Source organism: Flavobacterium arcticum (assembly GCF_003344925.1).
Classification (GTDB): Bacteria; Bacteroidota; Bacteroidia; order Flavobacteriales; family Flavobacteriaceae; genus Flavobacterium; species Flavobacterium arcticum.
The window spans coordinates 2430513-2449857 of the sequence record NZ_CP031188.1 but is presented as its reverse complement, the minus strand read 5'-3'; the positions used below and the strand labels follow the sequence as shown (position 1 = coordinate 2449857).

Below are 19345 nucleotides of genomic sequence, written 5' to 3'. Positions count from 1 at the left end.
GCAGTATTAAAGGATGCAATTTAGTAAAATTATGCTAATGCTAATTTAATATGCCGATTTAATAGTAATAATGAAATGTAGTTGTTAAAACTTTTCAAACACACCCAACCCAAATAAAGCAAAATCATATTTTACAGGATCGGTAGCATCCATAAGGCGCAGTTGTGTGTCTAACTCCGCTAAGGCTTTGGCATCGTTTTGCTTACGGGTTAATATTCCTAGTTTCCGCGCTACATTACCGCTGTGTACATCGAGCGGGCAGGAGAGGGCTGAGGGCGAAATGCTTTTCCATATCCCTAAATCTACTCCTGTAGTATCATCGCGTACCATCCAGCGCAAGAACATATTAATACGTTTTGCTGCTGAACCATTCAAAGGGTCAGATACGTGTTTTTGCGTACGAGGCTGGTGTGCTACTTCAAAAAAAACTTTTTTAAACTCGTGGATGCTTTTTTGCATACTATTGTTTTTGATGTTTTTAGCGAACACCCCTTCTAGCCCGTTGTGTTTAATATAGATGTTTTGCAAAGCCTTTATAAATGTGGTAAAATCTGTACTATTAAAGGTACGATGTACAAAGCCTTCAAGCGAGTCCAAATGATGTTCTTTATGGCTCATCACAAAATCGTAGGGACTATTACCCATCAATTCCATCATTTTGTGGGCATTATTAATAATCATTTTTCTATTACCCCAAGCAATAGTAGCTGCTAAGAATCCTGCTATTTCTATATCTTCTTTTTGCATAAAAAGATGTGGTATTTGTATAGGGTCAGACTCTATAAAATCGGGTTTATTGTATAGTACTACCTTTTCGTCAAGAAAATCTTTTAGTTCGTTTTGAGTCATTATCAAGGTTTATTCTCTGTTTTTTTAGCATAAAAGCCATCTTTAAGGCTCTTTCCTCTCATTTGTGGTATAACTCCGTATCTTTTTTTAAAGCTATAGATATGGTCTTTGTTTGCACAGGGCACAGGACCATTACCTGAAACCCAAAAGAATTCGTTGTTTAACGGCGACCAAAAAGTAAAGTTGTCTATAGTAACCTTTTCAAACTTAGTGTCAAGCTTACTATTGCTGTGCGGTATTATAATTTCTTGTGGTTTAAAGCTACTGTTTGCTGTAGCAAATTTGTTTTCTGCAAATTTATTCAGGTCTATAGGTATAAACAACACATAAGCAACTGCCACTATACTGAGTGTAAAAAGTATTTTTAAACTTTTTTGACTTGTAAATAGTAGTGTTGCAAAGAAAAAAGAGAACAGCAATACTGTATTTATAAAAAAACGATACTGTGGTGATGATAAAAATAAAAGTACCATTTGCACAAGCATATAAAGGTACAGTATCCACCATTTTTTTTCATTCTTAAACTTGTAAATGCCTATAGGGGTAATAAGTATAAGACCCATACCTATAAGGTTAAATACCCCATGTAGTTTTGGGAGTGTTAGCCATCTAACGAAAAGCTGTTTATAGTTCATGGTATTGTAAACAGATTTCTGTAACAGGTATCCATATACTTTAGTTTCGTCATAATAGCGCTGGGCTATTTCTTTAGGAATTATCCAGTCGCAGTCATAAGCAATATTTATTATCGGAAAAAGCGGATAACCGCTGACAATTGTATTTTTTACAACAAAAGCAGCCAATGTTAACACGCCTGTAATACCTATAGGCACAAAAGTGCTAAATGCTTTTTTAGTATTACTAAAAAACATTATTAGCGGAAGTAGCAATAGTGCTACGGCTGTGGTTTTTATAAAAATCAGATATATAATAAATATACTAATAAGTTTAAAATCATTCGTGTATGTTTCGGTGGTACTGCTAAGGAAATAGCTAAATATAATAAAGCTTAGGATATAAATTGGTATATCGGGTGATGGGGCACTTATAAACTGAAATAGAAACACATTAGCCAACGGTAACATCCCTATAACTAGGTTATGGAATTTCTTGTCTGTAAAGTATTGGTTTAGCTTTAGGATACAAAAGATGTTACCAAGCAATAAGCAATACCCGCTTATATCATTAAAATTAGGGTATAAAAATGAAAAACTGAATGCACTTTGGGTTATATGCCAACCACTGGTTTGTGCCAAAAAGAAGTGGACATTACCTACACCTTTTACAAGTCCGTATTCATTTAGCCATTTTATAGTCTGTATGTAGTATGACTCATTATCTATTACATAAGGTACAGTAGCACATTGTGCTACAATTAATAAGCAGTTTAAGAGCAACGAAATTTTAAAAAATGGAGCAATTTTTTTTATGCGCGATAGACTGGTGTATACTACCTCTTTGATATCTTTTCTTAAAAAATAGGAGCATACCAGTGTTATAAATAGTAGACAAATATGAAATTCAAGACCAATGTTTTTAAAAATAGCCCAAAATGATGCTAATAGGGTAGTGGCAAATAACCCTAGTAGTGCCGTGACCGAGAAATCTTTATTTTTTATACTTAACAGTTTAGCAAATAAACACCCTAAATTAATAGAGATGAAACTTATATAAAGCCAACTGATGAGTATTAAAAGCATAATTTACCTTATTATATTACCATCGCTCATTACCAGTTTTCTATCTGCCATATTAGCAAGTTCTTCGTTGTGGGTAACAATTACAAAAGTTTGTCCCATCTCGTCGCGTAGTTTAAAAAACAGCTTGTGCAGGTTCTCGGCAGAAGCAGTATCTAAGTTTCCCGAAGGTTCATCGGCAAAAATTACGGCTGGGTTGTTAATTAAAGCCCTTGCTACCGCTACACGTTGCTGCTCGCCACCCGAAAGTTCTCCCGGTTTGTGATCTATGCGGTGTGATAACCCTAAGTAGTCTAATAATCTTTTTGCTTCGGCCTCAATCTCTTTTTTAGGTCTATTGGCTATAAATCCAGGAATACAAACATTTTCGAGAGCCGAAAATTCAGGTAGTAACTGGTGAAACTGGAATATAAAACCGAGTTGCAGGTTACGGAATTTAGATAAGGCTTTATCTTTCATGTTTAGTACATCTTCATTATTTATAAGTAATGAAGTTCCATTTTCTTTACTCGGTTTATCGAGCGTACCTAACAGTTGTAGTAGCGTGGTTTTTCCGGCACCCGATGCTCCTACTATCGAAACTATTTCACTTTTTTTAATGTGTAAGCTAACTCCTTTTAATACATGAAGATCGCCATAGTATTTGTGTATATTTTTTGCCTGTATCATTCGTGCAGTTTTCACAAAGAAACAAACAATTTAAAAAAGAATAAATCTTTTTTGGCACAATATTTAGTATGTAATAATTGTAAAGTTTCGTTAAGCAGACTTTAATCGAGAATACTAATCATTAATTTTGTAAAACTTATGAATAAAGTAATGCTAATACTAGTAGCTATGGTTTCATTTTCGTGCCAGTCGAAAGGGAAGACCCCAACTGTAAATGATGAAAACCTAAGCGAAATAAAAGAAAATACAAATAACATGGATAGCACAAAAACAGAAATAGCCATTTTTGCAGGGGGATGCTTTTGGTGTACCGAAGCTTTTTTTACTGATCTTAAAGGGGTAGATAAAGTGGTATCAGGCTACATAGGAGGGAAAACCGAAAACCCAACTTATAAAGAGGTATGTAGTGGTTATAGTGGTCATGCCGAAGCTATTAAAATAACTTTTGATCCTGACGATGTGGCGTATGAAGATTTATTAGAAATATTTTTCTCTACACACGACCCAACTACGCTAAATAGACAAGGGGCAGATGTGGGCACACAATACAGAAGTGAGATATTTTATACTACCGAAACACAGAAAGCATCTGCGGAAAATTTTATTAAGTTGCTTACTGAGCAAGATATATTTGGTAAAAAAATAGTTACTAAAGTGTCTAAGGCAAGTACTTTTTATCCTGCCGAAGATAATCATCAAGATTATTATGCACAAAACCAAAACCAGCCTTATTGCCAAGCTGTAATTGCACCCAAGCTAGATAAGTTGAAAAAGAATTATAAGTCGAAACTTAAAGAATAATGATTGAAGCCCTGCAATGCGGGGCTTTTTTGTTAATAATATAGTTAATAAAAAAATCAAACACAATTAAGAAAATTTTCTTAACTGTATTTATATTTACTTCTAAATATATAAAGTATAACGTATGATGTTTAGGAGAGTCAAAAATCAAATTAGGAATAAAAAATATCTGAAATATCTATTAGATGAAAAGAATGTGGAATTATGGAACAGATTAATTAATACGGAAAATATATCTATATCAATTGGAAATTATTCTTCATATGGAGTTTATTCCAAGAATAATAAGCACATTATTTACGTACAATTTGATAACTTAAAGAGCTCCTCATTTACTCATGAATTATTGCATATATATTTAATGCAAGTAGGAGTATATATTGGAGGTTGTTTAAAGATAAACTCACTTTCAGATGTAAAATTACATAAAATATTTTCTCAAGATTTATTAGATAATATATCTAATAATCTAAATCATATTAAAATGCTTCCTCTTTTTCTTGAATTAGGATATGATGTTGAAGATTTTCAAGATGATTATTATTTAGATAAAGGAAAAAATGAAGATTTTCACTTACTACAAAAAGGTTTTTGTTTTGATTCTTATAAAGGGTTAGTATATTTGGATAAAGCTATAGACTGCTATATAGGTATATATTTTTCTGCTAAAGCTTGTCCGAATAAATCCTTCGATTACAGTAAGTTTTATGCTGATTTAAAAAATATTGATATGCATCTCTTCGTAATATTAGAAAACTATTTTGAAGATTGGCTTAAATATGATTATACTGATAAATTTGGTAGTTATCAAGATATAACATATAATTTTATGAGTATATTAAAATCTTGGTGCGAGGATAAAATTATAATATCTGTTGGGGAAGTTTAAAATAAAGTACTAATATCTTTTATAACTGTCTTTTTTATTCTTTAAATAAAAAACCTAAGCCAACCATTTTTAGCATTCGCTTTTCGAATTTCCAAAAGAAGCGGAATTGTCCTGAAATAAACCCGAAAAATACAAGCAGTACTTGGTATATAGGGAATATTAGTATGAGGTATAGCGGTATATAAAAATATAAGGGAAGAGTCTCTTTAGTAACCCCCATCCATGTTAAGACAGGTTTAGAAAGATAGGCAGATGTTGAGCCTGTAACAGCAAACACAATAAATATTACTACAAGCTGAAAGTTACTTGTTATTTCCCAACGTTTTTTTAATTTTTTCATAATAAAAGCCTGTAGGCAAATATACCTTTTTTAGTATTGTGGTACAATACCTCCCAGCTTTTGTTGGTTAGTTTGTTGGAAATATACAAGGTAGTTGTACAGTAAGTAGTTTACTTCATAGCCATAGTCAATTTGTGGTCTGTAATCTATTTGCATTTGATACATATTGCCATAACGTTGCGGGTTCATGGCTCTTATATTCCATTCAGTAACCCATTGTCGATTTTTTACTTCAAGATAAGGCTGACCATAATAGCCTCTTTGACGTGCTCGTGATGCTAACCAAGCGTTAAACCCTGGTTCTATTATTATAACTTCATATTCCAGTTTATCATTAGCTATTCGTACGGTATCGTTAACTATTGTGCTAGTTTCGTTTTTAACAACCGCAGCTTTATCTTTTTGTATTTTATCTTGCGACTTACAGCTATATATAAGCGTTAATACAACTACTATTATAATACTATATTTTCTCATGATTTTATATTTTGTATAAAGTTAAAAAAAGAAGCCTTTTCTATATAGAAAAGGCTTCTTTAAATTGCGTTATTATATTTTCTGCCTATTAAGCTTATGCGTCAATTGTTTTTTGGTTTTTTTCGGCTATATCTTCGCCTTTTTTCACTACCTCATCGAATTTTCTCTTAGCAGATTCTTTTACATTTTTAAAACGATCTTTAAGGTCGTGGCTTAAATCATCTACTTTTTCTGATAACCCATCAAGATGTCCTTTTCTTTTTAATAATAAACCTACTACTGCTAAGGCTGCAACACCTGCTGCAACACCTACAACTACTTTTTTATTGCTCATGTTTTTTAATTTTTTGATTATTAAATTGGTCTGTAAAAACAGTAATTCAATACTATTTCCTTTTGTATATTACTAAGTTAGCCATTGCAATAAGCTTACTGTATTAAGGTTCTCTTAAAGTTTATAAACACAGGCTTTATTTAACTTTCTGTTAGCTATTATTCTAAAAAAATAAGGGTGAATGTTAAAACAATAAAGCTCCAATAATTAATTGGAGCTTTATGCATTCATGTTTAAAAAACGATTGTATCCCTACAGGTATTTATTCTTTAGAATATGGACTATTAGAATAGTTTTTGTTATATATAACCTGATCAATTGTAGATAAAGAAAGGTTATTAAACTCAGTACTGATAATTTTTTTAGCATCATTGCTTTTCATTTTTAGTTGTTTTAGTTGGTGATAACGTTCTAAAATTTTTTTGTTTCTCTGTTTTAATAAATCACTTACTGTCATAAATTATATTATTTGCAATAAATTTCTTTATATTTATAAAGATTAAACTACGAAATTAAATTGTTAAAACAATTATTTCTCTACAAATATATTATTAATTTTGAGATGAAGAATTTTATTGGATTAAATATCAAATATTTGTGCGAAAATAATTTTTTGTCGCAGGACGAGTTTGGTGCTAAGTTTGGGCTTAAAAAAAGTGTTGTAGGTACTTATATTAGAGGGATTTCTTATCCTAAGATAGAAGTAATACAAAAAATTTGCGAAGAATTTAACCTTACTATTGATGAGTTTATAAACGAAGATTTATATATAAAATATAAAGGGTATACCGCAGGAGGTAGTTTGTTAAAGAAAGTGAATGAGCCTGAAGCTCCTGTATATGAAACGGAAAAAGAAGCTTTATTGAAAGCTATAGAAGCACAGCAACAAACCATAGCTGCTATGAAAGTAACGATAGACACATTGTTACATAAATAGCATACATAAACATAGGTGTAGTAATTTTACTACGGATAAAAAAAATAAGAGAAACTACTTTGTATCTAAAAAAATTCTACATTTGTTAGGAAGAATATGAGTGTGGAATTATAGTGTAAAAAACTATTTATTGATGGTGTATACTTAAAGATGAGAATTTTTAATATACTCTCTTTAGCCATGAAAAAATACCTATTCTTTATTAAAAGATAAAAGGCATGAAATTATTTTCGCTATTATTATCAATACTGGTTTTCTTTATTTCGCTATATTTCTTTATAGAAAAAGTGTCTGATATAGATACCTTTAATGATGTGATTTATATTTCCCTACTTATAACATTAATGGCAATATGTATAACAGGTGTAATTATTAATTGGGATTTCTTCTCCAATAAAAAAAAATAAAGAGATACTTTTTGTATTTACTAATTTCTTTAATAAAACAAGAAAACTCCGATAGTTCGGAGTTTTCTTGTTTTTATATCTTTTTATGTTTTATTTTCCATCTTTATCTACTACTGGGCGATTCTCGCGGTTAGCAAGCTCCCAAGCTGTAACAAAAGCAAGTTGTGCACGTTTTGCTAAAAGATCGTACTCTATTTTATCAGGAGTATCTGTAGGTTGATGATAATCGGCATGAACACCATTAAAATAAAAAATAATAGGAATACCTTTTTTAGCAAAATTATAATGGTCTGACCTGAAATAGAACTGATTAGGGTCATTTCTGTCGTTATAGGTATAATCAAGCTCTAGTTGAGTATATTTTTTATTAGCAGCTTCATTTATATTATGTAGATCAGTACTCAATCTATCTGAACCAATTACATATACATAATTGCCATTATCTGTATGATCATTATCCCTGCGTCCAATCATATCGATATTTAGATCGGCAATAGTATTCGCAATTGGGAATAACGGATGCTCACTATAATAACGAGAACCATGTAACCCGTGCTCTTCACCAGTAACATGAAGAAATAATATAGAACGTTTAGGACCATACCCATCTTTTTTAGCTTCCATAAAAGCTTGAGCTATTTCTAATAAAGATACAGTACCCGACCCATCATCATCGGCACCGTTATATACCTGCCCATTTTTCATCCCTATATGGTCATAGTGTGCAGATATTACTAGTATTTCATCAGGTTTCTCTGTTCCTTTTATAAATGCCCAAATATTCTCTGAGTCATTTAGTTTCGGGCTAAAAGCTCTTGCCATAAACTCCGAAGGAACTTTTTGATAAAAATTGTCTGCTCCGGTGGGGTAGGATATACCATTCGCCTCATATTGACTAATTAAGTATTTACCTGCATTTTTTTGTCCTTGTTCACCTGTATTACGCCCCTCCATTTCATCAGAAGCTACTATGTATAAATGCTTCTCAAGGTCAGCAGGAGTAATGGTGTTCATATATTTAACCACATTAGCCTTAGCATAATCTTTTTGTTGTGCGCGGTGTGCAGTACTACAGGATAATACTAATAAAGATAGGGGAAGTAAGAGAAACGATTTTTTCATAAAATAATTTATTTGAGTAAATATATTATTTAATCTCAACTTCTCAAAAAAAATAAAATAGCCAGAGCTAAGGCTCTGGCTATAATTCTAGTGTCCACGCATTTTTTTAAAATCTTTAGGTAAGCCAAATTTTTCAGGATATTCTTCCATGGTATTCATAGCTTCATCAGTTATTATTTCGACGCCATGCTTGCGCATTGCTACTATCATAAAATTATAATATTCTTGATTTTCCTGTATGCTCTCCATTTGTAATTTGTTTATGATACCCCATTCAAACTCAGCTTGAGTAAAACTTAGAAAATCAGTTTGCTCCATATTATCCTTTACCCAATTAATGATATCATCAGGATTTTTTATTGGCGTTTTATCTTTTCGATTCATTTTTTTCATGAATGACATCATCAATTTTGAAGATTCAATATGGGTTTCCGAAATAAGTTGTTTTAGGTGTAGTGTTTTAAGTTTTTCATAATCGGCACTATAAGCACTATCTTTTAGAGTTTCTTGACTATAAGAATTTTGCGCTATAAAATATATAAATACGGTAAAAAGTAAGGAAATGATTTTCATAATTGTTTAGTTGGATTTTATATAAGATTATTCGTTAAACGTTTCATCTAAAAATAGTAGAAAGTGTTGCCAACTACGTCTATTAGCTATATCATTATAAGCCGCACCTTTACTGTTATCTGTTCCTGCCTCTTCTTCTGTAAAAGCGTGTACTGCATTGCCGTAGTATATCATCTGCCAGTCGGCATTACCATCTTTCATTTCCTGTTGTAATAATTCAACATGTTCTTGAGGAACATAAGGATCATCAGCACCATGTAAAATCAATACTTTACATTTTATTTTCTTATTATCTCGTTCAGGGTTTTTCCATAACCCACCATGAAAAGATACTACACCTCTTACAGCCATTTGCGCCCTCATAACCTCAAGAGCACCTGTACCGCCAAAACAATAACCTATAACTATAATATTTTCAGGACTTGCTCCATATTTTATAAGCTCATCCATAGCAAGGCTTATTCTTTTTTGATATTTTTCGGGGTTATTTTTATAATACCCTGAGCGTTCTCCTGCCTCTTTAGTATTTTTTGGGTAGTTACCTTCACCATATATATCGGCTATAAAAGCAAAGTAACCCAAATCGGCAAGTTCTTGAGCTACTCTTTTTGAATGATCATTAATACCTTTCCATGCCGGAAGTATAAGTATGCCTGGAGTTTCGGGTGTCTGTATTTCGGGAGCAATGGCAAAACCGTTAAGTTTTTGGTTACCATCGTTATATTCTACAGATCGTAATTGTGCATTGGTTTGTAGTGCCATAATTATAAGTGTAATACATAATAATGATTTCAGTTTCATGATAATTGGTTTTATGTGTTAAATATAATCAAGAAAGCTCTTATACACAATGTATAAGAGCTTTCTTGATGTAAATTAACTTTTGAGTTATGCTTGTTGCAATTCGTGTTTCCCTTCTTTAATTTCCTCTACCATTTTACTGTTAAAGGCATCTAGGTCTTCTGGGCTACGACTAGTAACAAATCCGTTATCTACTACTACTTCTTTATCTACCCATTTTGCTCCTGCATTTTCAAGATCTTTTCTTATAGATGGGAACGATGTAAGTATTCTTCCTTCTACAACTTCGGCGTTAATTAGTAATTGCGGTGCATGGCATATAGCAGCAACTGGTTTTTTCTGTTCGAAAAAGTCCTTTACAAAACTAATAGCTTTTTCTTCTCTTCTTAGTAGGTCGGGGTTAGCCACTCCGCCAGGTAATACAAGTGCATGATAATCTGAAGCCGAAACTTCATCTAATGTTTTATCTACATTGTAAGAATCTCCCCAGTTTTCACCAGACCACGACTTTATACTCCCTGCTTTAAGGCTTATAATGTCTGCTGTCCAACCTTCTTTTTCTAGACGATCTTTAGGTGATTTCAATTCACTTTCTTCAAATCCATTTGTTGCTAGTATAGCTACTTTCTTGCTCATAATTTTAAATATTTTATGGTTAGTAAATTATTACATTCACAAAATTATGAACCATAATCGCTAATATGTTTTAATACAGTGCTAAAATTGTATTAATGTTTGTTAATTATATTTCTTTTTAAAGAAGGGGAAAAATATATTTGTATACTAAAAAAAGCACTGCAATAGCAGTGCTTTCCTTTCTCATTTTGAATATATAATTATTAACCTCTGGAATTTCTTGAACTAAATGATGAGCTTGTTCTTGTTGGTGAAGAAGAAGAATTAGTACTATTTCTTGATGGAGCAGTGCTTCTTGTACTTGAACCTGAGCTTGATCTTGTAGTGCTAGTGGGCGTGCTAGTTCTTGTACTAGTAGGCGTTGTAACTCTTGTAGAAGAAGAACTTCTTGTACTTTGTCCTGAGGATCTAGACGAATTATTATTGCTCCTTGATGTTGAACTTGACCTAGCTGGTGAAGAGGAACTTCTTGAGCTATTGGTATTCGTATTTCTTACGCTGCTTCTATTTATGTTAGAGCTTCTTACAGCATTACTTGTAGTAGAGCGAGAAGTAGATGTAGGTCTAGATGAATTAGTATAAGTACCTCTAGAGGATGCATTGGTACTGTTTCGTGTGCTATAAGTACTTCTGCTTTGTTCTAGCGCATACCTATTGTTTAAGCTAGTTCTTCTTGTAAAAGAGTTGTTTGGGTGTTGTCTTTCATAGGCGTTTGCTCTCCTTGAATTATGCAAAGTAACAGCACGGCTACTTCTTCTAGTAGATGCATAATTATAAGAATTTCGGTTATTTATGTGTACGTGTATATTGTTTCTATATCTATACACAGGGTATGGATTCCAATAACTATAATAAGTAGGATAGTAACCCCAATACCATGGTGAGTAATAAGGACGGTAACTACTAACCCAAAACACATCAAATATAAAAGGTCGCGATACATATACAGGTTCATAAATATAGTTAGGTCCATACATATATACATCGCCCACTACTTGTACTTGTACATTGTTATATCTGTCTCTCTCTACCTCAATAGTAGCTACATCCTGAAAAGTATTTACCCCTAATACAGATTGTAAGATGATAAGGTGCGTGTTATTTTCGGTTACTTCAATAACTCTCAAATAATCTACTCTATTATCATTATTAAGGTCTAAGTTAGATATTTGTATATTAGGATCGTTTAGCCTTCTTTCAAAATCTTCTAAATCTCTTGATTCACCAAATATAGAGGCTACTGCTTTTAAATCAAGATTATCGCTAATATCGTAACTATTTGCCGTTACAGTAGTAACATCTTGTGCAAAAATTTGATTTACGAAGAGTAAAGCAAATATGGCAATGTGGTTTATTTTCATTTTCATAATCGTGTATTTTTAATGCCCTAGGCTATGTTTTAGTTGTTTGGTTTGTAATATTCAATTACTGTGCCAATATTATTTATTATCTTTAGCATCTCTTAATAAAGCTAATAAATACAAGGGTTTTCGTTAAAAAATACAAATATGGAAATTGTTAAAGCATCGTTAAAAGATGTTGTTCTAATAAATAAACTTGCCGAGCAGGTATGGGGACCTACTTATAAAGATATACTATCGGTAGCACAACTGGAGTATATGTTTGGTATGATGTATAGTCCGAAATCTATTACAGAACAGCTTGAAATAAAAGGACATCAGTTTTTATTAATTAAAGACGAAACTAATTATTATGGTTTTGCATCTTATGAGATTAATTATAAGCCAGAGATAACTAAAATACATAAACTATATGTATTGCCGCAATTGCAAGGCAAAGGTGTGGGTAGGTTATTGCTTGCTGCGATAGAAAGAGAAGCACGAAATAATAGAAATACTATAATAACCCTTAATGTAAACCGTTTTAATACCGCTTTAAATTTTTATAATAAAACGGGCTTTATAAAAACAGGAACCGAAGACATTGATATAGGAAGAGGCTACCTGATGGAAGATTATATAATGGAAAAAGAAATGCATTCTATTTAATATTTGTACAATAATAACTATGCAAGACAATAAGAGTAATATAAAAGTAATTTCGACAGAAACATTATCGAATAACTGGGCTACACTTAATAAAGTAAAATATGAATACCTATTAAAAAATGGTACTATACAAGTGCAGGAGCGTGAAGTTTATGACAGAGGTAATGGAGCTGTAATTTTACTATATAATAAAGAAAAACAAACGGTAGTTTTAACACGTCAATTGCGCATACCAACTTGGTTTAATGGTAATACCGATGGTATGATGATTGAGGCCTGCGCAGGAATGCTAGATGATAACAACCCTGAAGAATGTATAAGAATAGAAACAGAAGAGGAAACAGGTTACACGCTTACCAAAATAAAAAAGGTAATGGAAGTGTATATGTCTCCTGGTTCTGTTACTGAGATACTTTATTTTTTTGTAGCAGCTTATTCTGATGCTATGAAAACAAGTGAAGGCGGTGGTGCAGCGCATGAACAGGAAAATATAGAAGTGCTCGAAATTCCTTTTAAAGAAGCCAATGAAATGATAGCCAAAGGCGAAATTAAAGATGCCAAAACTATTATGCTACTGCAATATGCCCAAATTCACAATTTGTTATAGTATTTATTATTTGTATTTAATCTTCTAAGTAATGCTGTAAATAGAGTTTACCAATCATTATATTTAGTCGATGCTTATAATCATCAATAAGCCATTGCTTGTAATTTTTGGTTGTTTTTGCCAGTAGCTTTGCATACTGTTTTACACGATACTCTATATCTTGGTCTAGTTCTTTAGCTAGTTTTCGTGCTTCGGGAATACTATCAGTATTTTCAATGCACATTATAGCGTGTTGATTTATAGATTTATCTATTACAGCTTTTGGCTTTAATTTTTCTTCTGTTGCTAATGCATATTCTTTTTCGACATCAAACTCCATATTGGGAGTTTTCTTAAACTTTTCACGAAGTGCATCGGGCATTTCATATACATGCTGACTTTCAATGTCAGTATCAGTACGTATGTTATCTAAAAATTGCTCAGGGTGTTTAAAAATGTAGTGCCAGTCTATAGTATCGCTCCATAACCCGAAACGCTGTGTATTATTACCTAAATCTATAACCGTAAAGGTATCTTTATTAGGTAATTTTCGCGATCCTCTCCCTATCATCTGGAAGTATAAGGTAAGCGAACGTGTTGCTCTATTAAGTATTATGGTTTCTACCGTAGGTTCATCAAACCCTGTGGTTAATATTGATACAGAGGTAACAATAGCATCGGGAGTATTTTTAAACCAGCTTAATATTTTTCTTCGTTCATCTTCGGGTGTTTTGTTATCTAAGTGCTTTATAGTATAGCCTGCTGCCTTAAAGGTTTCATATACATATAAAGAGGTATTAATACCATTATTAAATATCAATGTTTTTTTACCTTTCGCTCTGTTTTCATAAGACTGCAATAACAAATCTTGCATAATAGAGCGTGAGTATAATTCATCTGAAGAGCTAACGGTATAATCTCCATTAATACCAAGTTTTAATGAGTTTAGCTCTACATCGTGACCATACATTACTGCTTTAGCAAGGTATCCTTTATTGATTAATGACTGTATAGGTTCGCCTACAATAAGTTCATCATAGGTTTCATACATAGGCAACTCAATGTTAGAGCTTAAAGGTGTTGCGGTAACTCCTAAAAAGAATGAGTTTTTAAAGTATGTAAATAGCTTACGGAAAGAATTATAGTGGGCTTCATCTACAATAATAAGCCCAACAGAATCCATATGGAATTTTTTGTCTTTAAGACGGTTGTTAAGCGTTTCTACCATGGCTACATAACACGAATAATCGTCATAGTCTGGTAGTTCTTTAATATTACTGTCTATTACCTTATTTTTTACACCAAAGCTTTTCAGCATTTTCGATGTTTGCTTACTAAGCTCTATCCTGTGGGTAAGTACCAGTACTTTTCGTTTGTACTTTTCGATATATCGTCGAGCTATTTCAGAGAATATAACTGTTTTTCCGCCACCTGTGGGTAGCTGATATAATAAGTGATAACTATCGGGACGCCCTTCAAATTTTTCAAATACGGCATCTATGTCTTCCTTTTGGTAGTGGTACAGCTCTTTCCTGTCCTCGGCGTTTTCTTCTGTTTGCATAAAGAGATGTGATAATTTTCAAAAATATGTATTTAGATAGATATTTACGTTTATAAAATCATAATTCTTGAATATTAATGTGATTTTCTATATATGTTAATATGATTGCTAATAATATTAGCAACATTTCTTCTTTTTACTGTTTTTAGAGCACAGCTTAATGATAACTAAAAAACGAACAAAAAGCAATAATTATTTTAAACTTTAATGAGGTTTCACAAGTATTCTATTAAAGTTAACTTTGCAGAACAAAAAATTAAATTTTATGGCAGGTAATACATTTGGCGATTTATTTAAGATTACAACATTTGGAGAATCGCACGGAGAGGCTATGGGGGGAATTATAGACGGTTGCCCATCGGGTATTACTATTAATATAGATGAAGTACAAAAAGAGCTAGGTAGGCGCAAGCCTGGACAATCTAGTATTGTAACGCAACGAAAAGAATCTGACAAAGTACAATTTCTTTCAGGATTGTTTGAAGGGAAAACTACTGGAACACCAATAGGTTTTATTATACCTAATGAAAACCAGAAGAGTGCCGATTATTCGCATATAAAAGATGTTTATCGTCCTTCGCATGCCGATTATGTATATGAACAAAAGTATGGTATAAGAGATTACAAGGGGGGCGGAAGAAGTTCGGCACGCGAAACGGTGAGTAGGGTAGTGGCGGGTGCTATAGCAAAACAACTATTGGCAAAGGTTACTATAAATGCTTTTGTATCATCTGTTGGAGAAATATTTATTGATAAGCCGTATCAGGCATTAGATTTTAGTTTAACAGAGAGTAATCCTGTGCGTTGTCCTGATAGAGCTACTGCCGAAAAAATGGAAGCTTATATTAAAGATGTGAAAAAACAAGGTGACACCGTTGGCGGTACTATTACTTGTGTACTAAAAAATGTGCCCATAGGGCTTGGTGAACCTGTTTTTGATAAACTGCATGCCGAGTTAGGTAAAGCAATGCTCTCTATTAATGCAGTAAAAGGCTTTGAATATGGTAGTGGATTTTGTGGTGCTAAGATGAAAGGTAGCGAACATAATGACTTGTTTAATGAAGATGGTACTACAAAAACAAACTTATCAGGAGGTATTCAGGGAGGCATAAGCAATGGTATGGATATATATTTTAGAGTAGCTTTTAAACCTGTAGCTACTTTAATGCAGAGCCAACAAACCATAAATAAGGATGGAAAAATAGTAAAAATGCAAGGCAAAGGAAGGCATGATGCTTGCGTAGTACCAAGGGCTGTACCTATAGTTGAAGCGATGGCAGCACTGGTAATTGCCGATTTTTACCTTAAAGAACGCCTGAATAGACAATAAAATAGCTGTTTTATAGTGAATTTTGATGCAAACTATCGATAGTTTTATAGTAATGGTAGTTTGTATTATTGTGATTGTCTATAATTTGTTTCATTTAGATGTAGTAGTTGAGTTTTTTAATAATATTGAAAAACTATTTAAAACTATTATAATGAAGAAACATTTACTATTTGGAGCAGCTTTATTAGCATCCATATTTTCACTTAATGCCCAAACAACTTCTTTCGAAACATCAGAAGGTTTTATACTGGGAGAAATCAATGGTCAAAACAATTGGAGCTTGTATGGCGATACACCATCGGCTAACGCTACTGTATCAGATGATTATTTGAGCGATGGCGATTATTCTTTAAAATTAGTTAGTACTAACTCACAACCCGAAGATTTATACGGAGTATTTAGTCCAGTATATACAATTGATGGTGCTACTTATGAGGTTACACAAGATGTATATGTTGATGGTCTTGATACTACTAACGGAACTAACCTTTATTTATACAGTTTTAACTATGATGCTACTACCGAAGCTTTGACAGCAGTTTCATCGGTTATTTTTAATTATGATGGTAGTATATATGCAGTTAGCGGTTATGATGATGCAGGAGATTATGAATATGCAGCATTAGGAACTTTTACAGCAGATACATGGTATAATGTAAGAACACGATTTAATGAAGCGGGTACTATTGATTATTATATTAATGATGTAGCTATAACTACTATTAATGCTTATGAAGGTACAACTATAAATATATTAGGTTTCCTTTATGATGATTGGGCGACGTCTTATAATATTGATAATGTAACTGTAAGCACTACACTTGGTGTTAATGATGTATTGGTGTCATCTTTTGCTGTATATCCTAATCCAGTAAACGATATTGTAACTATAAGTAACGATAACAATACATTTATTAATAGTTATAAGATTATTGATATAAATGGACGTATAGTTAAATCTGCAGATATAAATAATGTAACTACTTTACAAATTAATATGTCTGATTTAGTGTCTGGTATATATATAATGAAAGTCTCTTCTGATAAAGGGGAGATCGTGAAAAAGGTAGTTAAAAATTAACTTTTATTTATGATATCATAAGAAACGGACCTTTTAGGTCTGTTTTTTTGTTGATATTAACATAATAAAAATTGGTACAGTATTTTTTTTTACTATTTTTGGAAAAAATTAAAAACTATTACCATGAAAAAACATTTACTTTTAGGGGCTTTCTTTTTAGGTTCCTTATTCACGGCAAACGCTCAATTTACTGAAAGTTTTGAAGGATCGACAGAACTTCCAACAGGATGGACAGTTATTAACGGAGGAGATGCTGCTCAAACTTGGGTTATTGCAGATCTTACAGGTGCAGACATTATAGCTCAAGACGGTACTAACATTGCTACCATTCAGTATGGTACAACAGCACATGATGATTTATTAATTACCCCTGCTGTTGATGTTACTGATGGCGTATCTGACGTTCTTTCATTCTGGGCACGTAGTCGTGATGCAGCTTATCCAGAAGTTATTTCTGTAAAAATATCTACAACTGATGCGACTGCAGCTGCATTTACAACTACTTTAATTGCAGAAGTAGCACCAGCAAGTGGTACTGCTTTTTATAGCTATAGCTATGATTTATCAGCTTACGAAGGTGAAACAGTATACATAGCTTTCGTTTCTGAAACTACTGATATGTTTGCATTTGACCTTGATTTGGTTAGTGTATCTAATGATGTTGTTGTTGGGTGTGCTGTTCCTGCTGGTTTTACAGTTATTGATCCAGCACCTACTACATCTACATTCAATATTGGATGGACTGCTGTTGATGGTGTAACTTATGAAGTTGAATATGGAGCTCCTGATTTTGAACTAGGAACAGGAGATTCTATGACTGCAGCAACTGCTGAAGCTAACTTTACAGATTTAGAAGCAGGTACAACTTATCAGTTTTATGTAAGAACTGATTGTGGTGACGGAGAGTATAGCGCTTGGGCGGGACCACTTTCATTTACTACTGAGTTTAATCCTACAGATATATCTTATGCTTATGGCTTTGAAACATCTGCTAGAGATGGCTGGAAAACTGCAAACAATGCTGTAGATGGTGGAGCATGGGGTTTTTATATTGCTGATGAGACATTTTCTGCAGTTGACGGTACTATATTTGCAGGTGTAATTGGTACAGCTGTTGCATCTGATAGCTGGTTATTCTCAAGAGGTCTTAATCTTACTGCAGGTGACGAAGTAACAGTTACATACTGGGTTAGAAAAGCGTTACTTGCTGGAGCAGGAAACACTAATAGCCTTGTTGTAACTGCTGGTGCTGATATCACTGCTGAAGCGCAAACAATTGCATTAGCTTCACTTGCAGATGCTGATTTCTCTACAGAAGAGTACACATTGATTACTAACACATTTACTCCTGATGCTGATGGAGTTTACTACTTAGGTTTTCACTATACTTCTCCAGCTCATACAGCAGAAGAGAATGGTGGTCTTTTATTAGATAGCGTTTATGTTACATCTGTATTAGGAACAGAAGAAGTTACTGCTTCTAACTTTGCAGTATATCCAAACCCTGCTAATGATGTAGTTAACATTTCAGCTAACGCTGGATTAAACAACGTTCAGATTGTAGATATCAACGGTCGTACAGTAAAATCAGTTGAATTTGACGGTACTAACCAAGCTCAAATCAACATCTCTGATCTTGCTTCAGGTCTTTATATCATGAACATCGCTTCTGATAAAGGTACTTCATCTCAAAAAATTGTTAAAAACTAATTATTAGTTTACATATAATTTATAAGCCCCGCTTTACGCGGGGCTTATTTTTTTGATATATATTATATATCAAAAAAAAGTCCTTGAATTTTTCAAGGACTTTTTTAATTATAAAAATTTAGCTTTCATCTCTGGTGTGGGTATCATGCATTCATCTTTCTTCCCGTACCATTTATAACGATTTTTGGCAACATAGTCATAAATAGTATTATTAAAGCTTTTAGGTAATATCGAAAATACTTGCATCAAAGTATATATACCTCCTAATTGCGCTGCTATTTTAATAGCTGCTTCTGCTTTATAATAGTAAGCTCTCTCGGGTTCATATAGAATTATAGAGTCTGTTTTAGTAATATCTATACCGATGTGCTCAATAATTTGTTTTCCAATTTCTGATTGCAGTGCTACAAAACGGAAAACATCTTTATTATCTCTTTTAATCAAATATTGTACAGTGCTGTCGCAAAGGTTACAAACACCATCAAACAGTATTATCTTTTTATCTTCCGGCAGGTTTACTAAATCCATAACAAATC

Annotated in this window: 23 protein-coding genes; 9 read left to right on the top strand and 14 right to left on the bottom strand. The window is 32.8% G+C overall.

Going from position 1 to position 19345, the window contains the following annotated elements:
• Positions 1–84: 84 nt before the first annotated feature.
• The 3 genes from DVK85_RS11070 to DVK85_RS11060 are packed head-to-tail and all read right to left on the bottom strand — an operon-like array spanning position 85 to position 3215.
• A complete protein-coding gene (locus DVK85_RS11070) occupies positions 85–849 on the bottom strand; it encodes a TIGR02757 family protein (RefSeq protein WP_114678499.1) in 765 nt (254 codons plus the stop codon).
• 2 nt (positions 850–851) lie between these two features.
• A complete protein-coding gene (locus tag DVK85_RS11065) occupies positions 852–2549 on the bottom strand; it encodes an LIC_10190 family membrane protein (protein WP_114678498.1) in 1698 nt (565 codons plus the stop codon).
• 3 nt (positions 2550–2552) lie between these two features.
• Positions 2553–3215: an ABC transporter ATP-binding protein gene (locus DVK85_RS11060; protein WP_114678497.1), complete on the bottom strand. Its 663-nt coding sequence runs from the start codon at positions 3213–3215 to the stop codon at positions 2553–2555.
• Between the two features lie 255 nt (positions 3216–3470).
• Between DVK85_RS11060 and msrA the strand changes: the two genes are divergently transcribed.
• Both msrA and DVK85_RS11050 read left to right on the top strand, forming a co-directional pair.
• Positions 3471–4016 carry a peptide-methionine (S)-S-oxide reductase MsrA gene (gene msrA / locus DVK85_RS11055; protein ID WP_114679050.1) on the top strand — a complete coding sequence of 182 codons (546 nt, stop codon included), beginning with the start codon at positions 3471–3473 and terminating at the stop codon, positions 4014–4016.
• A 361-nt stretch (positions 4017–4377) separates the two neighbouring features.
• Positions 4378–4905 (top strand): hypothetical protein, encoded by a 528-nt coding sequence (locus DVK85_RS11050; protein WP_114678496.1) that lies wholly within the window; start codon positions 4378–4380, stop codon positions 4903–4905.
• Between the two features lie 34 nt (positions 4906–4939).
• Here DVK85_RS11050 and DVK85_RS11045 read toward each other — a convergent pair whose 3' ends face one another.
• The 4 genes from DVK85_RS11045 to DVK85_RS13585 form a co-directional block, all read right to left on the bottom strand.
• A complete protein-coding gene (locus tag DVK85_RS11045) occupies positions 4940–5245 on the bottom strand; it encodes a DUF6787 family protein (protein WP_114678495.1) in 306 nt (101 codons plus the stop codon).
• A 30-nt stretch (positions 5246–5275) separates the two neighbouring features.
• Positions 5276–5722, bottom strand: a complete 447-nt coding sequence (locus DVK85_RS11040; protein WP_114678494.1) for a DUF6146 family protein — start codon at positions 5720–5722, stop codon at positions 5276–5278.
• 94 nt (positions 5723–5816) lie between these two features.
• On the bottom strand, positions 5817–6056 hold the full coding sequence (locus tag DVK85_RS11035; protein WP_114678493.1) for a hypothetical protein: 240 nt from the start codon (positions 6054–6056) through the stop codon (positions 5817–5819).
• Between the two features lie 262 nt (positions 6057–6318).
• Positions 6319–6513, bottom strand: a complete 195-nt coding sequence (locus DVK85_RS13585) for a hypothetical protein (protein ID WP_114678492.1) — start codon at positions 6511–6513, stop codon at positions 6319–6321.
• Between the two features lie 105 nt (positions 6514–6618).
• On the opposite strand from DVK85_RS13585, the gene DVK85_RS11025 reads away from it, so the two are divergent.
• Positions 6619–6993 carry a helix-turn-helix domain-containing protein gene (locus DVK85_RS11025; protein ID WP_114678491.1) on the top strand — a complete coding sequence of 125 codons (375 nt, stop codon included), beginning with the start codon at positions 6619–6621 and terminating at the stop codon, positions 6991–6993.
• A 218-nt stretch (positions 6994–7211) separates the two neighbouring features.
• Positions 7212–7400, top strand: coding sequence for a hypothetical protein (locus DVK85_RS13510; RefSeq protein WP_127960585.1), 189 nt, complete (start codon positions 7212–7214; stop codon positions 7398–7400).
• Between the two features lie 90 nt (positions 7401–7490).
• On the opposite strand, the gene DVK85_RS11020 is transcribed toward DVK85_RS13510, so the two are convergent.
• The 5 genes from DVK85_RS11020 to DVK85_RS11000 form a co-directional block, all read right to left on the bottom strand.
• Positions 7491–8522, bottom strand: a complete 1032-nt coding sequence (locus DVK85_RS11020; protein WP_114678490.1) for a M28 family metallopeptidase — start codon at positions 8520–8522, stop codon at positions 7491–7493.
• Positions 8523–8609: 87 nt separating this feature from the next.
• Entirely contained in the window at positions 8610–9095 is a 486-nt protein-coding gene (locus tag DVK85_RS11015; RefSeq protein ID WP_114678489.1) for a hypothetical protein, read from the bottom strand.
• A 27-nt stretch (positions 9096–9122) separates the two neighbouring features.
• Positions 9123–9896, bottom strand: coding sequence for a dienelactone hydrolase family protein (locus DVK85_RS11010; protein WP_114678488.1), 774 nt, complete (start codon positions 9894–9896; stop codon positions 9123–9125).
• An 87-nt stretch (positions 9897–9983) separates the two neighbouring features.
• The gene (locus DVK85_RS11005; RefSeq protein ID WP_114678487.1) at positions 9984–10532 is read right to left on the bottom strand and encodes a type 1 glutamine amidotransferase domain-containing protein; all 549 of its coding nucleotides are present in this window, start codon (positions 10530–10532) and stop codon (positions 9984–9986) included.
• A gap of 203 nt (positions 10533–10735) precedes the next feature.
• Positions 10736–11899: a hypothetical protein gene (locus DVK85_RS11000; RefSeq protein ID WP_114678486.1), complete on the bottom strand. Its 1164-nt coding sequence runs from the start codon at positions 11897–11899 to the stop codon at positions 10736–10738.
• A gap of 141 nt (positions 11900–12040) precedes the next feature.
• On the opposite strand from DVK85_RS11000, the gene DVK85_RS10995 reads away from it, so the two are divergent.
• Both DVK85_RS10995 and nudK read left to right on the top strand, forming a co-directional pair.
• Positions 12041–12541: a GNAT family N-acetyltransferase gene (locus DVK85_RS10995; RefSeq protein WP_114678485.1), complete on the top strand. Its 501-nt coding sequence runs from the start codon at positions 12041–12043 to the stop codon at positions 12539–12541.
• A gap of 19 nt (positions 12542–12560) precedes the next feature.
• Complete coding sequence (gene nudK, locus DVK85_RS10990; RefSeq protein ID WP_114678484.1) at positions 12561–13148, top strand: GDP-mannose pyrophosphatase NudK; 588 nt, start codon at positions 12561–12563, stop codon at positions 13146–13148.
• A 16-nt stretch (positions 13149–13164) separates the two neighbouring features.
• Here nudK and DVK85_RS10985 read toward each other — a convergent pair whose 3' ends face one another.
• Entirely contained in the window at positions 13165–14688 is a 1524-nt protein-coding gene (locus tag DVK85_RS10985; protein ID WP_114678483.1) for a DEAD/DEAH box helicase, read from the bottom strand.
• Between the two features lie 265 nt (positions 14689–14953).
• Here DVK85_RS10985 and aroC point away from each other — a divergent pair, with 265 nt between their 5' ends.
• The 3 genes from aroC (at position 14954) to DVK85_RS10970 (ending at position 18809) form a co-directional block, all read left to right on the top strand.
• Positions 14954–16018 carry a chorismate synthase gene (gene aroC / locus DVK85_RS10980; RefSeq protein ID WP_114678482.1) on the top strand — a complete coding sequence of 355 codons (1065 nt, stop codon included), beginning with the start codon at positions 14954–14956 and terminating at the stop codon, positions 16016–16018.
• A 151-nt stretch (positions 16019–16169) separates the two neighbouring features.
• Positions 16170–17099 (top strand): T9SS type A sorting domain-containing protein, encoded by a 930-nt coding sequence (locus DVK85_RS10975; RefSeq protein ID WP_162845329.1) that lies wholly within the window; start codon positions 16170–16172, stop codon positions 17097–17099.
• Positions 17100–17222: 123 nt separating this feature from the next.
• Positions 17223–18809 (top strand): T9SS-dependent choice-of-anchor J family protein, encoded by a 1587-nt coding sequence (locus DVK85_RS10970; RefSeq protein ID WP_114678480.1) that lies wholly within the window; start codon positions 17223–17225, stop codon positions 18807–18809.
• Between the two features lie 108 nt (positions 18810–18917).
• Here the strand turns inward: DVK85_RS10970 and DVK85_RS10965 are convergent, their stop codons facing one another.
• Positions 18918–19337, bottom strand: coding sequence for a thiol-disulfide oxidoreductase DCC family protein (locus DVK85_RS10965; RefSeq protein WP_114678479.1), 420 nt, complete (start codon positions 19335–19337; stop codon positions 18918–18920).
• Positions 19338–19345: the final 8 nt, after the last annotated feature.

What these genes read in the sequence shown, in the direction of transcription:
- DVK85_RS11070 (WP_114678499.1), bottom strand. Translation starts at nt 849, where the DNA reads ATGACTCAAAACGAACTAAAAGATTTTCTTGACGAAAAGGTAGTACTA.
- DVK85_RS11065 (WP_114678498.1), bottom strand. Translation starts at nt 2,549, where the DNA reads ATGCTTTTAATACTCATCAGTTGGCTTTATATAAGTTTCATCTCTATT.
- DVK85_RS11060 (WP_114678497.1), bottom strand. Translation starts at nt 3,215, where the DNA reads ATGATACAGGCAAAAAATATACACAAATACTATGGCGATCTTCATGTA.
- msrA (WP_114679050.1), top strand. Translation starts at nt 3,471, where the DNA reads ATGGATAGCACAAAAACAGAAATAGCCATTTTTGCAGGGGGATGCTTT.
- DVK85_RS11050 (WP_114678496.1), top strand. Translation starts at nt 4,378, where the DNA reads ATGCAAGTAGGAGTATATATTGGAGGTTGTTTAAAGATAAACTCACTT.
- DVK85_RS11045 (WP_114678495.1), bottom strand. Translation starts at nt 5,245, where the DNA reads ATGAAAAAATTAAAAAAACGTTGGGAAATAACAAGTAACTTTCAGCTT.
- DVK85_RS11040 (WP_114678494.1), bottom strand. Translation starts at nt 5,722, where the DNA reads ATGAGAAAATATAGTATTATAATAGTAGTTGTATTAACGCTTATATAT.
- DVK85_RS11035 (WP_114678493.1), bottom strand. Translation starts at nt 6,056, where the DNA reads ATGAGCAATAAAAAAGTAGTTGTAGGTGTTGCAGCAGGTGTTGCAGCC.
- DVK85_RS13585 (WP_114678492.1), bottom strand. Translation starts at nt 6,513, where the DNA reads ATGACAGTAAGTGATTTATTAAAACAGAGAAACAAAAAAATTTTAGAA.
- DVK85_RS11025 (WP_114678491.1), top strand. Translation starts at nt 6,619, where the DNA reads ATGAAGAATTTTATTGGATTAAATATCAAATATTTGTGCGAAAATAAT.
- DVK85_RS13510 (WP_127960585.1), top strand. Translation starts at nt 7,212, where the DNA reads ATGAAATTATTTTCGCTATTATTATCAATACTGGTTTTCTTTATTTCG.
- DVK85_RS11020 (WP_114678490.1), bottom strand. Translation starts at nt 8,522, where the DNA reads ATGAAAAAATCGTTTCTCTTACTTCCCCTATCTTTATTAGTATTATCC.
- DVK85_RS11015 (WP_114678489.1), bottom strand. Translation starts at nt 9,095, where the DNA reads ATGAAAATCATTTCCTTACTTTTTACCGTATTTATATATTTTATAGCG.
- DVK85_RS11010 (WP_114678488.1), bottom strand. Translation starts at nt 9,896, where the DNA reads ATGAAACTGAAATCATTATTATGTATTACACTTATAATTATGGCACTA.
- DVK85_RS11005 (WP_114678487.1), bottom strand. Translation starts at nt 10,532, where the DNA reads ATGAGCAAGAAAGTAGCTATACTAGCAACAAATGGATTTGAAGAAAGT.
- DVK85_RS11000 (WP_114678486.1), bottom strand. Translation starts at nt 11,899, where the DNA reads ATGAAAATGAAAATAAACCACATTGCCATATTTGCTTTACTCTTCGTA.
- DVK85_RS10995 (WP_114678485.1), top strand. Translation starts at nt 12,041, where the DNA reads ATGGAAATTGTTAAAGCATCGTTAAAAGATGTTGTTCTAATAAATAAA.
- nudK (WP_114678484.1), top strand. Translation starts at nt 12,561, where the DNA reads ATGCAAGACAATAAGAGTAATATAAAAGTAATTTCGACAGAAACATTA.
- DVK85_RS10985 (WP_114678483.1), bottom strand. Translation starts at nt 14,688, where the DNA reads ATGCAAACAGAAGAAAACGCCGAGGACAGGAAAGAGCTGTACCACTAC.
- aroC (WP_114678482.1), top strand. Translation starts at nt 14,954, where the DNA reads ATGGCAGGTAATACATTTGGCGATTTATTTAAGATTACAACATTTGGA.
- DVK85_RS10975 (WP_162845329.1), top strand. Translation starts at nt 16,170, where the DNA reads ATGAAGAAACATTTACTATTTGGAGCAGCTTTATTAGCATCCATATTT.
- DVK85_RS10970 (WP_114678480.1), top strand. Translation starts at nt 17,223, where the DNA reads ATGAAAAAACATTTACTTTTAGGGGCTTTCTTTTTAGGTTCCTTATTC.
- DVK85_RS10965 (WP_114678479.1), bottom strand. Translation starts at nt 19,337, where the DNA reads ATGGATTTAGTAAACCTGCCGGAAGATAAAAAGATAATACTGTTTGAT.